The sequence below is a fragment of the Pantoea sp. Cr_R13 genome, from assembly GCF_029222565.1.
GTDB classification, from domain to species: Bacteria; Pseudomonadota; Gammaproteobacteria; order Enterobacterales; family Enterobacteriaceae; genus Pantoea; species Pantoea eucalypti.
The window spans coordinates 60,602-75,737 of record NZ_JARHXL010000002.1 but is presented as its reverse complement, the minus strand read 5'-3'; the positions used below and the strand labels follow the sequence as shown (position 1 = coordinate 75,737).

At 54.2% G+C, this 15,136-nt stretch carries 13 protein-coding genes; 5 read left to right on the top strand and 8 right to left on the bottom strand.

The annotated features are described in order from the left end of the window. Nucleotides 1-873 precede the first annotated feature (873 nt). The 3 genes from P2R09_RS00910 to xylA form a co-directional block, all read right to left on the bottom strand. Nucleotides 874-1,383: a hypothetical protein gene (locus P2R09_RS00910; RefSeq protein ID WP_275766223.1), complete on the bottom strand. Its 510-nt coding sequence runs from the start codon at nt 1,381-1,383 to the stop codon at nt 874-876. A gap of 540 nt (nt 1,384-1,923) precedes the next feature. Further along, nucleotides 1,924-3,366: a xylulokinase gene (gene xylB, locus P2R09_RS00905; protein WP_275766220.1), complete on the bottom strand. Its 1,443-nt coding sequence runs from the start codon at nt 3,364-3,366 to the stop codon at nt 1,924-1,926. Nucleotides 3,367-3,383: 17 nt separating this feature from the next. Next, nucleotides 3,384-4,706 (bottom strand): xylose isomerase, encoded by a 1,323-nt coding sequence (gene xylA / locus P2R09_RS00900; RefSeq protein WP_003849568.1) that lies wholly within the window; start codon nt 4,704-4,706, stop codon nt 3,384-3,386. A 344-nt stretch (nt 4,707-5,050) separates the two neighbouring features. Here xylA and xylF point away from each other — a divergent pair, with 344 nt between their 5' ends. The 4 genes from xylF (at nt 5,051) to xylR (ending at nt 10,041) form a co-directional block, all read left to right on the top strand. Next, nucleotides 5,051-6,043 (top strand): D-xylose ABC transporter substrate-binding protein, encoded by a 993-nt coding sequence (xylF, locus tag P2R09_RS00895; RefSeq protein WP_182630227.1) that lies wholly within the window; start codon nt 5,051-5,053, stop codon nt 6,041-6,043. A gap of 28 nt (nt 6,044-6,071) precedes the next feature. Next, on the top strand, nt 6,072-7,592 hold the full coding sequence (locus P2R09_RS00890) for a xylose ABC transporter ATP-binding protein (protein ID WP_275766215.1): 1,521 nt from the start codon (nt 6,072-6,074) through the stop codon (nt 7,590-7,592). Next, on the top strand, nt 7,585-8,769 hold the full coding sequence (gene xylH / locus P2R09_RS00885) for a xylose ABC transporter permease XylH (RefSeq protein ID WP_003849574.1): 1,185 nt from the start codon (nt 7,585-7,587) through the stop codon (nt 8,767-8,769). Before P2R09_RS00890 ends, xylH begins: the two co-directional genes overlap by 8 nt. Before the next feature lie 93 nt (nt 8,770-8,862). Further along, complete coding sequence (gene xylR / locus P2R09_RS00880) at nt 8,863-10,041, top strand: D-xylose utilization transcriptional activator XylR (RefSeq protein WP_275766212.1); 1,179 nt, start codon at nt 8,863-8,865, stop codon at nt 10,039-10,041. A 58-nt stretch (nt 10,042-10,099) separates the two neighbouring features. On the opposite strand, the gene P2R09_RS00875 is transcribed toward xylR, so the two are convergent. The 5 genes from P2R09_RS00875 to P2R09_RS00855 all read right to left on the bottom strand — a co-directional run bounded on the left by P2R09_RS00875 (nt 10,100) and on the right by P2R09_RS00855 (nt 14,361). Next, nucleotides 10,100-11,233, bottom strand: coding sequence for an ROK family protein (locus P2R09_RS00875; protein WP_275766209.1), 1,134 nt, complete (start codon nt 11,231-11,233; stop codon nt 10,100-10,102). Between the two features lie 298 nt (nt 11,234-11,531). Next, nucleotides 11,532-12,272, bottom strand: a complete 741-nt coding sequence (gene dnaC, locus P2R09_RS00870; RefSeq protein ID WP_003849584.1) for a DNA replication protein DnaC — start codon at nt 12,270-12,272, stop codon at nt 11,532-11,534. Then, nucleotides 12,272-12,808 (bottom strand): primosomal protein DnaT, encoded by a 537-nt coding sequence (gene dnaT / locus P2R09_RS00865; protein WP_275766206.1) that lies wholly within the window; start codon nt 12,806-12,808, stop codon nt 12,272-12,274. The genes dnaC and dnaT overlap by 1 nt, the downstream gene beginning before the upstream one ends. A gap of 111 nt (nt 12,809-12,919) precedes the next feature. Further along, nucleotides 12,920-13,600, bottom strand: coding sequence for a hypothetical protein (locus P2R09_RS00860; RefSeq protein WP_275766203.1), 681 nt, complete (start codon nt 13,598-13,600; stop codon nt 12,920-12,922). Nucleotides 13,601-13,674: 74 nt separating this feature from the next. Continuing rightward, nucleotides 13,675-14,361 carry an autotransporter gene (locus tag P2R09_RS00855; RefSeq protein WP_110410888.1) on the bottom strand — a complete coding sequence of 229 codons (687 nt, stop codon included), beginning with the start codon at nt 14,359-14,361 and terminating at the stop codon, nt 13,675-13,677. Between the two features lie 154 nt (nt 14,362-14,515). Here P2R09_RS00855 and P2R09_RS00850 point away from each other — a divergent pair, with 154 nt between their 5' ends. Next, on the top strand, nt 14,516-15,082 hold the full coding sequence (locus tag P2R09_RS00850) for a DNA-3-methyladenine glycosylase I (protein WP_275766199.1): 567 nt from the start codon (nt 14,516-14,518) through the stop codon (nt 15,080-15,082). Nucleotides 15,083-15,136: the final 54 nt, after the last annotated feature.

Genomic DNA, 15,136 nt, shown 5'->3' with positions numbered 1-15,136 from the left:
GCCATCACACCCGTATAGCTTATCCTGGCTACGCTAAGTGCCTGATTGATAGTATAGCAACTTCCTATAAACGCCCGCCTTGTCTCTGAAGGCAGCTGCGGACAATCCATCCGATGCAGCAGCAATCCTCCGGTTGAATGATCGCTGACGTAGAATTTCATGGCCTTATACATGCCATATCCTTTTGCTGTGTGTAACAAACGAAAATTTAAAAATGCGCTTTTTAAGGTTATCCATAACCTGTAAAAGCAGCGTCTGAATCTATGTGAAATTAATATGATTGCGGTTTTCACATTAGCTCGTCTGCGTTAAATAAATTTAGCATTTAATTTTAAAATTAAAGAGCATTTTTATTTGGGCTAAATAAATACCTTGTAAAGATAAATCTTTTTTTCGCTTTAGAATCTAAGAAGGATAATTCTGCTAAGTTACTGATTTGTTGTTTCGTAAACACTAGTCCGTTTCATAAATCATTACGATGAGTAAGAGTAAGGACATATAAAAAAAGCCATAAGAACCTGAGTTAAAAGAGTTCTTATTTTATACGCACTAAGGTTTGATTCAATAATTGTGATTTTAAATCGACAATAAGATTAAAATATTTGGTCAATATAACTTTGGCTGAGCCTGTAAATATTACATTAAGGGTATAATTGATAAGAGTTATTATTACCTGTGGCAGTAAATCATTAAACAATTTTATCCAGGTCTTTTTTTATCGTCAGATGAGCGTGGGTAATATCGTCATGCAGGGTGTGGATGTAATGCGCCGTTACCGCACAGCGTAATACCAAAAAAAAGCCGCAGGCGGAGTAATCCGCTTGCGGCATAAGTCAGCTACTTGCTTCAGGTACTTTATTCTGTTGTCAGGGGCTACTCACTCTGCCAGTGAAAGGGGGAATGTTGCACCGCAACAACCCGCAGGCCATTCTTTATCTTCACCACCCGTTGCGGACCCAATATCTGCTGGGGCTCAGGATTTTTATTCAGCATCACCGTAGCATGTGTGATGCCAGATCTTTCAGCTAGCTGGCACGTATGGCCTGCTATCGCAGGCCTCTTCTTTGCTTTGGTCGCAGGCCTCTTCTTTGCTTTGGTCGCAGGCCTTTGAACCAGGGTGGTAGCTGGCTTCGTAAAAGATTTGATACTTCCTTCTTCTAATGCGTCAGCCTGACCATTATTGGGTTGTTTCAGGCATACCAGACATCGGCCAACTTCGTGGTGATGCTGTAATGCTACGGTCATTGCCTGCAGCGCTGTATAAAGGGTGCCAATAAATGTCCGATCGTCGAGAGACTTCGGAATTAAATTACAGCCTTCCCGATGTAACAACGTTCCGCTCTCATAATGATTGCTGATGTAGTATTTCATTGCTTTTAACATGCTAATTCCTTAAGCATTACTGGACCTGAATATATCAGGTGAAAGATAATGATATTGATTCTTATTATTATATTTTCTATTGTCGGGCAGATAATGATTGCATAGCTCGCCTGGAACTAAATGCGCGCGCCAAAAAAAATCGTTTTAGTTTGCGTGAAGGTATTTAACCGGTTTAACCCGCGCAATCTGAATCAACGCTGAATTTTCACGTTACGTAAAACAGAAGCATTTTAGTGTAGCAGCGAAATAAGCTGGCAGTTAGCTGAGATACACTTTTCTGGTGTTGACTGATTAAGCGTCAGTGCAAAGAATAGCGTGACAGGTGGTAAACAGTATCCGTCTGCTTCGCAAACCGGCAGACAACATCGCCAGCCTGGCTTATCGGCATACGCCAGCATTAAACCTTATTATCGACGGGGGCCATTAATTGATACTGCGCCAGGAGACGCGTTAATACGGCAGCGGCTGAACAGTAAGAGGCAGTAGCAATAAGGAAGGATGCCAGGCCAAACGGTTGCTATACCGGGCATCCTGGACGGATTACTTCATGAGCGGCAGAAGTTGCTGATACAGAATTGAAAAGGTCTCCCGACGTGACTGGTAATGTACCCTTTTGTCCGGATCCGGTTGATGCCGCTGCACCAGAGTCGGCGTCGGGACGGTGACTTCCGGATTCAGCGCCTGCTGCGCCAGCCTTGCGGCGCCCAGAGCCGGACCCACTTCACCTCCGTGGCAATAGTCCAGCGTCTGGCCACTGATATCCGCCAGCATCTGACGCCACAGGGCACTGCGTGCGCCGCCGCCGATCAACATAATACTCTTTGGCTGCACGCCACACTCATGCAGCACATCCATGCCCTGCGCCAGAGCAAATCCCACGCCTTCCAGCACCGATCGTGCCAGCTCAGGCCGGCCGTGCTGGTGGGTGAAGCCAAAGAAGGCGCCCAGTGCATTCGGGTTGTTATGCGGCGTACGCTCACCGGAAAGATAGGGCAAAAACCATAACCCGGGTACGTCATCGCGTGCGCGCTCCGCTTCAGCCAGCAGCTCAGGAACATCTTTGCATCCGGTCAGTGTTGCCGCCCAGTCGAGACAGGAGGCTGCGCTGAGCATCACCGACATCAGATGCCAGCGCTGCGGTAACGCATGGCAGAAGCTGTGTACCGCGCGCGCCGGATTGCTGAGATAGCCGTCGCTTACCACAAAGTAGACGCCCGATGTCCCCAGCGACAGCATTCCCTGATCGGGTTCGGTCATGCCGACACCTATCGCACCTGCAGCATTGTCGCCACCGCCCGCAGCCAGCGGCACCGCGTTCATCTTCCACCGTGTCGCCAGTTCAGCATGCAGTGTGCCCGTCAGGGCATTGCCTTCATAGAGCGTCGGCATCTGATCCCGGCTGAGATCGCAGGCGTGCAGCATCACATCGCTCCAGTCACGCTCCGCCACATCCAGCCACATTGTCCCTGCGGCATCAGACATATCAGTGGCGAAGTCGCCACTTAATCGCCAGCGCAGATAATCTTTGGGCAACAGCACGTGAGCAATCTGACTGAAGATGGCCGGTTCATGCTGCTGCACCCACAGCAGCTTGGGAGCCGTGAAGCCGGGCATCATCAGGTTGCCGGTGATAGCCCGCGAATCCGGCACCTTCCGTTCCAGCTCACGACACTGCGCCTCGCTGCGTCCGTCATTCCAGAGCATGGCTGGACGTAACACCTGGTTAGCGCTGTCGAGCAGCGTGGCACCATGCATCTGTCCGCTTAGCCCGATGGCCTGCACTACGCGCAGATCCTGCTTCGCGCTCAGCGCCTGCATAGCCAGCTCCAGCGCCTGCCACCAGCTTTCGGGATCCTGTTCACTCCACAAGGGCTGTGGACGCGAAACCTGCAGGGGCGACGTTTCTGTCGCCACCACGTTGCCCTGTGCATCCATCAGCACCACTTTGACGCCAGAGGTGCCTAAATCGATCCCGATAAACATGCTCTGCTCCTGAAGGGTTAGAAATCAAACAGGTAGTGATTCACCAGATTCTCCAGCTGCTCCTGACGTCCGCTCTGATGCTGCGGATTGAGTTGCTGCTGCTGAGCATGCGCCGCCAGTGCCTCCAGTGAAAACTCACCTTTCAATATTTGCTGACCGAACTCACCATTCCAGCCGCTGTAGCGCTGTGCCACACGCTTGTCGAGTTCACCATCACTGATCATGCGAGCCGCCACTTTCAGCGCCAGCGCCATGGTATCCATCGCGCCAATATGACCGTAGAAGAGATCATATTTATCGGTGCTCTGACGACGCACTTTGGCATCAAAGTTTAAGCCGCCAGTGGTAAAGCCGCCCGCTTTAAGGATCTCATACATCACCAGTGCATTCTCTTCCACGCTGACCGGGAACTGATCGGTATCCCAGCCGCACTGCGGATCGCCGCGGTTGGCATCGACTGAACCAAAAATACCCAGCGCAATAGCGGTAGCGATTTCATGATGGAAAGAGTGGCCCGCCAGCGTGGCATGGTTAGCCTCAACGTTAACCTTGATCTCTTTCTCCAGGCCGAACTGTTTCAGGAAGCCATACACCGTCGCGACATCATAATCATACTGATGCTTAGTCGGCTCCTGCGGTTTTGGTTCAATCAGCAGCGTGCCCTGGAAGCCAATTTTATGTTTGTGTTCGACCACCATCTGCATAAAGCGGCCAATCTGCTCGCGCTCCTGGCGCAGATCGGTATTCAGCAGCGTTTCGTAGCCTTCACGTCCGCCCCACAACACATAGTTTTCGCCACCCAGGGTTTTGGTCGCCTGCATTGCACTGCAGACCTGCGTCGCGGCCCAGGCAAAGACTTCCGGATCGGGATTAGTGGCAGCGCCGGCCCCGTAGCGTGGATGGGTAAAGCAGTTGGCCGTGCCCCACAACAGTTTCACGCCGGTCTCCTGCTGTTTCTCCAGCAGCTTATCGGTCATAGCGGCAAAGTTTTCTTTGTAGCTGTGCAGCGAATCACCTTCAGGAGAGACATCAACGTCATGGAAGCAGTACCACGGCACATTCAGTTTATGAAAAAACTCAAAGGCCACATCCGCCTTTAGTTTTGCCTGCTGCAGCGCATCCCCGCTTTTCTGCCATGGGCGATCAAAAGCCCCCACGCCAAACATATCTGCGCCATTCCAGCAGAAGGTGTGCCAGTAACAGGCAGCAAAGCGCAGATGCTCCGCCATGGTCTTGCCGAGGATGACCTCATCGGGATTGTAGTGGCGGAAAGCAAGAGGATGCGTCGACTGGGTGCCTTCATAACGAACCCGATCGATCTGATCGAAATAAGCGTGCATGGTGTGCTCCTTAGCATCAGTACCCGAATGGTCTGCGTTGAAGCAATATTCAATAGGGGCTGTGGCTTCAGCTCAATTACGATATTTCATAACGGGCATCAGATAATTATTATTTGTGCGCTGTCTCGCAAAATAATGTTATTAACGGGATGATTTAACATGTTCACTCTCTTGTCTTAAAAAGATGAAACCTCGATCGCGCTCATAAAAAATGAAATAAACCAAAAAACGTAATAGCCGGATAAAAATCAGTAATTGCTGTAACCGGAGAAGAAGGGCAACAATTCATCTGCCTGGTTTATAGGCCTGAAACGACAATAGCCTCAACCTACAGGATGATCACAATGAAGATGAAACATGCACTGCTCGCCGCCTGCGCGGCGCTGGCGCTGTTCAGCCAGACCAGCGTGGCAAAAGAAGTGAAGATCGGCATGGCGATTGACGATTTGCGCCTTGAGCGCTGGCAGAAAGACCGCGATATTTTCGTTAAACAGGCGGAAACGCTGGGTGCTAAGGTGTTTGTTCAGTCAGCCAACGGCAACGAAGAGACACAGATGTCGCAGATTGAAAATATGATCAATCGCGGTGTCGATGTGCTGGTGATTATTCCCTACAACGGTCAGGTATTGAGTAACGTAGTCGCTGAAGCGAAACGGGAAGGCATTAAAGTGCTGGCCTATGACCGAATGATAAATAATGCAGATATCGATTTTTATATCTCTTTCGATAATGAAAAAGTGGGCGAGTTGCAGGCCGAAAGCATTGTGAAACAGGTGCCTAAGGGCAACTATTTTTTAATGGGCGGTTCGCCAGTGGATAATAACGCCCGCCTGTTCCGTGCCGGACAGATGAAAGTGTTAAAACCTTATATTGATAACGGCAGCATTAAAATTGTCGGCGATCAGTGGGTCGATGCCTGGCTGCCGGAAAACGCCCTGAAAATTATGGAAAATGCCCTGACCGCCAACAGTAACCACATTGATGCGGTTGTGGCCTCAAACGATGCCACCGCAGGTGGTGCAATTCAGGCCCTGAGCGCGCAGGGGCTGGCCGGAAAAGTGGCGATCTCCGGACAGGATGCCGATCTGGCCGCGATTAAACGTATCAAAGCGGGTACGCAGACCATGACGGTTTACAAACCGATCACGGAGCTGGCCACCGAAGCGGCGAAAATTGCCGTCGAACTGGGCGAGGGCAAAACACCCGCCAGCAACAGCACGCTGAACAATGGCCTGAAAGATGTGCCGTCACGGCTGCTGAAGCCGATTCCGGTTAACAAAGACAATATCGAAAGCACCGTGGTGAAAGACGGTTTCCACAAACAGAGCGAACTCTGACCGCGCATAGCGTGAGGGAGAACAGTCGATGCTGCTGGAAATGAAAAACATCACCAAACGTTTCGGTGCTGTTAAGGCGCTGAATGATGTCAGCCTGCAACTTGAGGCGGGTGAAGTGATGTCGTTGTGCGGTGAGAATGGATCGGGCAAATCGACGCTGATGAAAATCCTGTGCGGACTCTATCCGCACGGCGATTTTGAGGGACAGATTCACTTCTCTGGCGACGACATTCAGGCACAGACCATTCGCGATACCGAACGTAAAGGCATTGTGATTATCCATCAGGAGCTGGCGCTGGTGCGGCAACTGACGGTGATGGAGAACATCTTCCTCGGAGCCGAACTGAGTCGTTTCGGTATGGTGGATGATGAAACCATGACCCTGCGCTGCCAGCAACTGCTGGCGCGGGTCGGGCTGAACGTCTCGCCTGCCACCCGCGTGGGCGAGTTAGGCCTGGGTCAGCAGCAGCTGGTGGAGATTGCCCGCGCCCTTAACAAACAGGTCCGGCTGCTGATTCTGGATGAGCCGACCTCTTCTCTGACGGAGCAGGAGACGGATGTGCTGCTGGGCATCATTCGTAATCTGCGTGAACACGGTATCGCCTGCATCTACATCTCGCACAAGCTGAACGAGGTCAAGGCGATCTCCGACACCATCTGCGTAATCCGTGACGGCCAGCATATTGCCACCCGTCCTGCGGCAGGCCTGAGCGAAGATGACATCATCACCATGATGGTCGGACGCGAGCTGACCGCGCTCTATCCCCATGCGCCGCATCAGATTGGCGATGTGATACTCAAAGTGGACAATCTCACCGCCTGGCATCCGGTTAACCGCCACATCCGCCGCGTCAACAATGTCTCGTTTACACTCAGACGCGGTGAAATCCTTGGCATTGCCGGGCTGGTCGGCGCAGGCAGGACTGAAACGGTGCAGTGCCTGTTTGGTGTCTGGCCCGGGCGCTGGCAGGGTGATATCTGGATCAACGACAAACAGGTCAACATTACGGATTGCCGTGCCGCCATTGCGCACGGTATTGCGATGGTGCCGGAAGATCGCAAAAAGGATGGCATCGTGCCGCTGATGGCAGTGGGCAAAAATATTACCCTGGCGGCGCTGGATCAGTTCAGTCACCGACTCTCGACGCTGGATGAAGCGCAGGAGCAGCAAGCGATCAACGACGCGATCAGTCGGCTGCGCGTAAAAACCTCCTCATCGGAACTGCCGATTGGCCGTTTAAGCGGCGGCAACCAGCAGAAAGCGATTCTGGCGAAGTGCCTGCTGCTCAATCCAAAAATCCTGATCCTGGATGAACCGACACGCGGCATTGATGTGGGTGCCCGTCAGGAGATCTACCTGCTGATCAATGCGCTGGTTCAGCAGGGTATCGCGGTGATTGTGATTTCCTCTGAGCTGCCGGAAGTACTGGGCCTGAGCGACCGGGTTCTGGTGATGCATGAAGGGCAGATCAAAGCCGATTTGATTAACGATAATCTGACTCAGGAGCAGGTGATGGAAGCTGCCCTGCGGAGTGAACATTATGCTTAAAAGTGAAAGTACCCAAAGCCGCCTCTCAGGTACGCCGGGCAAACCGTCACCGGGCAGGTTCACGCTGCCTAACCTGCAGGTTCTGGTGATGCTGGGCGCGATTGTGCTGATTGCGCTGTTCTTTACCTGGACTACCGATGGCTCGTGGCTCAGTGCGCGTAACGTCTCCAACCTGCTGCGTCAGACCGCCATCACCGGCATTCTGGCGGTCGGCATGGTGTTCGTGATTATCTCGGCGGAGATCGACCTGTCAGTGGGTTCCATGATGGGTCTGCTGGGCGGTGCGGCGGCAATCTTTGATGTCTGGCTCGGCTGGCCGCTGCCGCTGACCATCGTGGTCACACTGGTGATGGGACTGCTGCTCGGCACCTGGAATGGCTGGTGGGTGGCTTATCGCAAAGTGCCGTCGTTTATTGTGACGCTAGCGGGGATGCTGGCGTTCCGCGGTATTCTGGTCGGCATTACCGATGGCACCACCGTTGCGCCGATTACACCGGGCATGTCGCAGATTGGACAGAGTTATCTGCCGGGCGGTGTCGGTTTCGGCTTTGGTGTTGCAGGTCTGGCGCTGTTTACACTCTGGCAATGGCGGCTGCGGCTGCGTCGTCAGCAACTCGGCCTGCCACAGGGCGCAGCAAGCGGCACCGTGGGGCGTCAGGCGATCACGGCTATCTTAGTGCTGGGTGCCATCTGGTTACTCAATGATTATCGTGGCGTACCTACGCCGGTGTTGTTGCTGGCTGTGCTGCTGCTCGCGGGCATGTTTATGGCAACCCGCACCGCATTCGGCCGTCGTATCTACGCTATTGGCGGCAACATAGATGCAGCACGCCTGTCGGGCATTAACGTGGCGCGGACCAAGCTGGCGGTGTTTGCCATCAACGGTGTGATGGTGGCGATTGCCGGGCTGATTCTCAGCTCGCGGCTGGGTGCCGGCTCACCATCGGCGGGTAATATTGCGGAACTCGACGCGATTGCCGCCTGCGTCATTGGCGGCACCAGCCTGGCGGGCGGCGTGGGATCGGTGGCGGGCGCGGTCATGGGGGCCTTTATCATGGCCTCGCTGGATAACGGCATGAGCATGATGGATGTGCCGACTTTCTGGCAGTACATCGTCAAAGGCGCGATTCTGCTGCTGGCGGTGTGGATGGATACCGCAACGCGGCGTCGGGTGTAATCGCGCGGGCGATCACATTGTGGCGCAAACAATTTTTTTGCCCCTTTCAGCCGTGTTATGCAATGCGCTGAGGATTTAAGGGAACGCGCCATCATGCATGATAAACGTTATCGCATTACGCTGTTGTTTAACGCCAATAAAGTGTATGACCGTCAGGTGGTTGAGGGCGTCGGTGAGTATTTACAGGCGTCGCAGACGGACTGGGATATTTTCATCGAAGAAGATTTTCGCTGCCGCATCGACAACATCCGTGAGTGGCTGGGTGATGGGGTGATCGCCGATTACGACGATCGCTCTATCGAAGCTCTGCTGTCGAATGTCTCTGTCCCCATTGTCGGCGTGGGTGGCTCTTATCATCGCCAGGAAGATTATCCTCCGGTGCATTACATCGCCACTGACAACGCCGCGCTGGTGGAGAAAGCTTTTCTGCATCTGAAAGAGAAGGGCATCAACCGCTTTGCCTTTTATGGTTTACCGGCCTCCAGTGGCAAGCGCTGGGCGCAGGAGCGGGAACAGGCATTTCGCCAGCTGGTAGGGCATGAGCGTTACCAGGGCGTGGTCTATCAGGGTATGGAAACCGCGCCGGAAAACTGGCAGCACGCTCAGAACCGGCTCGCCGACTGGCTGCAGACACTGCCGCCGCAAACCGGCATTATCGCCGTGACTGACTCCCGGGCGCGACATCTGCTGCAAGCCTGTGAACACCTGAAAATACCTGTGCCGGAAAAGTTAACGGTGATCGGGATTGATAATGAGGAGCTGACCCGCTATCTGTCACGCGTCGCGCTCTCGTCCGTGGCGCAGGGCTCACGGCAGATGGGTTATCAGGCGGCCAAACTGCTGCACCGTTTGCTGGATAATCAGCCTCTGCCCCTTCAGCGCATTCTGGTGCCGCCGGTGAAAGTCATCGCAAGGCGCTCAACCGACTTCCGCTCACTGCGCGATCCGGCGGTGATTCAGGCAATGCACTACATCCGCTTTAACGCCTGTAAGGGCATTAAGGTGGAACAGGTGCTGGATGCGGTCGGGCTGTCGCGATCTAACCTGGAAAAACGCTTTCGTGATGAGACTGGAGACACCATTCATGCCATGATTCATCGCGAAAAACTGGAAAAAGCGCGCGAACTGCTGGCTTCTTCATCGCTCAATATCAATGAGATCTCGCAAATGTGCGGTTACCCTTCGCTGCAATACTTCTATTCAGTGTTCCGCAAAAGCTACGACACCACCCCGAAGGAGTATCGCCAGCATTTTGGGGAGAATGTGTTGTAGAAGGAAAGGGTGAGTATGGCGGGAATGGATATCGGGTAAAAAAGCACGGGCCGCGCCACTAAAACATCCGCTGCTCACTCTCCTCCAGCACCGCCAGTGCCAGCCCGTTAGCCGGGTCAATCCGGTTCTCCGGGAAGTGCAGCTGAGTATGCGCGGCGGTAAAGGCCAGCGCGTTACCGTGTGCGGTATCGCGTACCGCCTTACAGAAGCGCTCACTGGCGTTCCACGGACAATCAATGATGATTGTGGCGGGATTGAGCAGCAGCATAATCTGACTCAGTGCCGCACCCAGATAGCCACCCGCCAGCGCCATTACCTCATCCACCACGCGTGGCGCGCTGTCGCGGTTCTGCCAGCTCAGGCCAGGCTGACGCTGTGCCAGCTGTTGTTTAATCGCAGGCTGACTGACCAGCGCTTCAAGGCAACCCCGACGACCACAACTGCAACGCGGCCCTTCGGGCTGGACAACCAGATGGCCCGCCTCGCCCGCCGTCCAACTGTGGCCGGTAAAGACTTCGCCATGCTGTACCAGTGCGCCGCCAATCCCCTCTGAAATACGCAGATAAAAATGGCTGCTCTCCACCGATAATCCACGCTGATCAACAGCCAGCAGCGCGGCGGCTTTAACATTGTTCATAATGCGAATCGGCAGACGAACGTGCTTGCGTAGCGCGCTCAGCAGGTCAACATCCTGCCATTCAAGCGGCAATGAAATGTGCATCCAGCCGCGTCGCGGATCAACGATGCCGGGAAAGCCCAGGCCAATGCCGAGCAAATCGGGATAGTGCTCAATCAGTTCCCGGCACAGCATGGCCAGCTCAGCCAGCAGGCGGGTCGGATTACTGGTATCAGTACGTAGCGTCGCTTCAGCCAGTACCTGGGAAAAATAGTCGCAGACCCGCCAGTGGACAACGTTGCGTTCCACCATAATGCCTGCGCTCTTAAGTTTTTCTGGCCTGAGGGTAATCCCGATTTTAGGCCGTCCGGCGGCCGCCACGCTGACCGGGCCCAGCTCTTCGATCAGGCCTTGTTCAAGCAGGTCATCAATGATTAACGAGACGGTATTTTTGCTGAGTGTCAGCACCTCCGCCAGATCCTGACGCGACGTCACGCGCAGCTTACGCAGCTGAGTCATCACCCGTTTCTGGTTATTCAGTCTCAGTAGTGCAGGGCCTTTGCCATTCGTTTTCATCACGGGTTCACTCAACAGAGGAGTAACAATTGAGTGTATCAGCCCATGCGGATTCTTCATCCCACACTTTGCGTGCTGTTTCACACAACCCAATCGACGGTGGCGGAGATCGTGATGATGATCGGATTGCCGGATTAACACGGGTTTTCTGCGGTACCGGCGGAGCGGGCGAGGCTGCGGGTGCAGCACCGTTGTCTGCGCCGGGTTGGGGAGAAAGACAAAGCAAGGGTGGCGAAAGGCAAGGATGCGGAACATCAGGCCCGATTAACGCAGTGACCCGGCACAGCCGGGTCACTGATTAATATTCGTCGCCGCGCACCCGACTGCGATAGCTTTCCCAGTCGAAACGCACCCACAGGCTGTTACCGAGCCGCATACGATCCATGACGCGTTCACCCAGCAGTGCATTCATACCCGCATGGTCGAGGTTAGATAACATGCCGGTCGGTCGTTTCGACGAAGAACGGCGATCAACGATCTGGTTGATGATCACTTTTTCGTAGCGCGATTCGCTCTGCATACCAATTTCATCAATCACCAGCAGATCAACGCTGCTGAGATCCTGAATCAGCCGTTCTTCGGTAATGCCGCTACTGCCGCTGAAGGTGCCCTTCATGCTCGACATCAGATCGGCGACCGTCACGATCAGCACACTTTTACCGCGCAGGATCAGGTCATTACCAATCGCGGCGGCCAGATGGTTTTTACCGGTGCCAGGGCGTCCTGAAAAGACAAAGCTGGCGATGCTGCCATCAAATTCGGCAGCGTACTGACGTGCCAGCTCCAGCGCTTTGCGCTGTCCCTCATTCTCTACCCGGTAATTATCAAATGAGCAGTTCATGTGCAGCTCACGAATACCGGATCGGCCCATCACGCGCTGCATTTTCATTGCGCGGTTTTCACGCACAATCGCCTCTGAACGCAGGCGACCCTGCTCCTGATTCCACGCCAGCAGTTCTTCGCCATTGGCAAATTTCGGCCGGGTGCCCTCAGGCATCATTCTTTTCAGACGGTTAAAGAGATCGTTGGGCGTTTTCATCATTCACCTCGGAAACCATCGGGAATGGTACGGTCAGGATCAGGCAACTGCGTAATATCACGCTTCGGTTGCCCGCCATTTGCGGCGCGGTTCATCTGAATGCTGCGCGCCAGCTTTTGTTGCCACTGCACATGATGGAACATCCGGCCTTCGGCCTGCCAGTAGGCCACAAAGGCCGCCAGCTCGCTGGGCGTCACCGGTTCACTCAGCGCCACGCCCCAGATGGCGGCCTGACGCGTAAAGTCGGCGTCCGGCTGCCAGCCCTGATACATGGCGAACTTCCCTGCTGGCGTATGAATCGCGGCGGGCGCGTCGTCATACAGGCTGTCATCCAGCGCCACATCATTTGGCTGCCGGGCGGCGGCTTCCAGCGCCAGCAGCTCAGCCAGACGCGTCGGTGTGATGGCGTACATCACCGGCGCATAGTTATCTAACACCGCCAGCGTGCCCTTTTCCGCCTGCTGCAGGGCAGTCAGCGGATCCTGTCGGAAGGCATCCAGGCCAATGAGCGTTGAAGTTAAGATTTTAGCTGACATGAAAAGACCTGAGGTTAACGAACACCTTGCGTCGGGAACCCATCGCCGACGCAGAAGTGTTTATTGTACCTGTTTTAAGGGTGCGGATCGCTTAAAAAGCAACGCTGCGGATCAGTGTGAGGTGACCGGGGAGGTCGCGTGGCGGGCCGATGCAGATTCGGTGGTTTGTACCCGGACACCCGCAGCAGCCGGACGGGTCTGCCATAAGTAGCGCACCGAGGCGAGCCAGCAGAGGCTGTATCCCAGAAGCTCGGTACCCTCTTCGGCCATGTTTTTCACCACGCGGTTGTAATCCCCCAGCATCAGATGCTGCCACAGCGCATGCACACCAAACAGGCGGGAGAAGACCAGCACCACTAAGAAGCCAGAGGCCATCACCGGCCAGCTGCGATGCAGCAGCAGATTCGCCAGCGCATGCACGGTTTTTTTCGGCGTCCGCAGCGCGACAGCCAGCGAACCCGCCGTAACGGCCAGTGCAAACCAGACCCAGCTGCCGTGCTGAAAAGTATCAAAAACAAAGTCGAGTTCGCGGATGAGCATGCAGCTGTAAAAGCCCGCCACCAAAGTCAGCGCCCCGCGCTGAGCGGGACGACGGCGAGCCGCAATAAAGAACAGTGCGGCGATCATCGCCAGCATGCATTCCTGGGTGGTTTCAGTAAAAGAGGTTTCGTGGAGCGCGTCGTTCATCCAGGCCACATCAATGTAGACAGGGACGATAGTCAACGCGAGAACCAGAGCTGCCAGAAGGAAAACCGCTATTTCGCGGCCAATAATTGTCAAATCGTTGCGCATAATGTTACCGGTATAATGATTAGCGGACTCATTATATTTTAAACGCCCGATTCCCTTTCTCATTTTATGCCCCGCTAGAAGCTGGCACTGAATCCAAAGGTATAAAGTTGCTGCTCCTGATTATTCAGCGCCTCACTTTGTGAAAACGCAGCGAAAGCCGCCAGATTCGCGTTGAGTGGCATTTGTGCACCGATGCTCACATCAATGCCGTCGGATTGATCAGAGCCGTTGGTTGCCTCGCGCCGGGGATTCTGCGATGTATCGGCCATCAGATAGTGATAACTCAGCTGCGCCCAGGGCGATATCCATCCCTGTTTCGAATCAATGCGCCAGCCGACGCTGGCGCTCTGCTCACGGCTCTGCTGATCGCTGTAATCGCATTGCAGACAGTTCATCTGCTGCGGATCGACCGCATACTGCGCCACCGGCCCGGTGGTGAGTGACGGGGCAATAGGCAGGTCAACGCCCGCCCGATAGCGTTTTCCCAGTGGCGTAGTGCCTACGCTGCCGGTTTCACTGTGCAGGGCAATGGGGGATGCGGTAGGCGAGTTAATGGCGGCTTCAAACAGGGCGCGGCTTTCATCGCTGAAGGCGAGTGGGTTCAGGGCGATCTTCTCCGCCAGGATCGTGTCGTAGTCGGGAGGGAAGACGGGATGTTGAGGCGCAGAGGTGCCGCCGCGGGCAAAAGTCGGTTGCGTTAAGAGTAACAGGCATACAGCACAGCAGGTCCGCAGACCTTTCCAACCGCTTCTCGGCACCATCGCTTCTCCGGGCAAAACTGAAGTTATTATCCGGCGTCTTAATTAAATTTTCGGCCCGTCTCTGTTATTTAACCGGTGGTTGTTTAACTATCAACCGATAAATTCTAAGATCAAGCGGACCGCCAGAATTTTCACGTCATTAAAGGAAAAAGTGATGCAACGATGTGGTTGGGTAACGCAGGATCCCCTCTATCTGGCCTATCACGACCGTGAATGGGGTGTGGTGCAAAGAGACAAGCGCGCGCTGTTTGAGATGCTTTGTCTGGAAGGACAGCAGGCGGGATTATCCTGGATCACTGTGCTGAAAAAGCGGGAAAACTATCGGGCGGCCTTTCACCAGTTTGATCCGCAGGCCATAGCATTGATGGATTCTACAGATATTGACGCGCTGATGATCAACAGCGGCATTATCCGCCACGCGGGTAAAATCGCGGCCATTATCGCTAACGCGCGTGCTTATCTTGAAATGGAGACGAAAGGCGAGGATTTCAGCCACTTCGTCTGGCAATTTGTCGATAACGTGCAAATCGTTCACGATTATCCTGATTACAGCCAGGCACCCACGACGTCAGAGCACGCCATTGCCCTCTCTAAGGCGTTAAAGCAGCGTGGTTTTAAATTCATCGGTCCCACAATTTGCTACTCCTTTATGCAGGCCTGTGGGCTGATAAACGATCATCAGAGCAACTGTTTTTGTCATCCTGACAATCAAAAGACGTGATTCACGGTAAATCAGGATTTTTCCGCACTACATTCCTTGGCATCAGGCGGCATA

Excerpts from the sequence above, each read along its gene's own strand:
- P2R09_RS00890 (WP_275766215.1), top strand. The coding sequence starts at position 6,072 with ATGCTGCTGGAAATGAAAAACATCACCAAACGTTTCGGTGCTGTTAAG.
- xylA (WP_003849568.1), bottom strand. The coding sequence starts at position 4,706 with ATGCACGCTTATTTCGATCAGATCGATCGGGTTCGTTATGAAGGCACC.
- P2R09_RS00860 (WP_275766203.1), bottom strand. The coding sequence starts at position 13,600 with ATGCGCAACGATTTGACAATTATTGGCCGCGAAATAGCGGTTTTCCTT.
- P2R09_RS00875 (WP_275766209.1), bottom strand. The coding sequence starts at position 11,233 with ATGAAAACGAATGGCAAAGGCCCTGCACTACTGAGACTGAATAACCAG.
- dnaT (WP_275766206.1), bottom strand. The coding sequence starts at position 12,808 with ATGTCAGCTAAAATCTTAACTTCAACGCTCATTGGCCTGGATGCCTTC.
- P2R09_RS00855 (WP_110410888.1), bottom strand. The coding sequence starts at position 14,361 with ATGGTGCCGAGAAGCGGTTGGAAAGGTCTGCGGACCTGCTGTGCTGTA.
- xylB (WP_275766220.1), bottom strand. The coding sequence starts at position 3,366 with ATGTTTATCGGGATCGATTTAGGCACCTCTGGCGTCAAAGTGGTGCTG.
- P2R09_RS00910 (WP_275766223.1), bottom strand. The coding sequence starts at position 1,383 with ATGTTAAAAGCAATGAAATACTACATCAGCAATCATTATGAGAGCGGA.
- P2R09_RS00850 (WP_275766199.1), top strand. The coding sequence starts at position 14,516 with ATGCAACGATGTGGTTGGGTAACGCAGGATCCCCTCTATCTGGCCTAT.
- xylH (WP_003849574.1), top strand. The coding sequence starts at position 7,585 with ATGCTTAAAAGTGAAAGTACCCAAAGCCGCCTCTCAGGTACGCCGGGC.
- dnaC (WP_003849584.1), bottom strand. The coding sequence starts at position 12,272 with ATGAAAACGCCCAACGATCTCTTTAACCGTCTGAAAAGAATGATGCCT.
- xylF (WP_182630227.1), top strand. The coding sequence starts at position 5,051 with ATGAAGATGAAACATGCACTGCTCGCCGCCTGCGCGGCGCTGGCGCTG.
- xylR (WP_275766212.1), top strand. The coding sequence starts at position 8,863 with ATGCATGATAAACGTTATCGCATTACGCTGTTGTTTAACGCCAATAAA.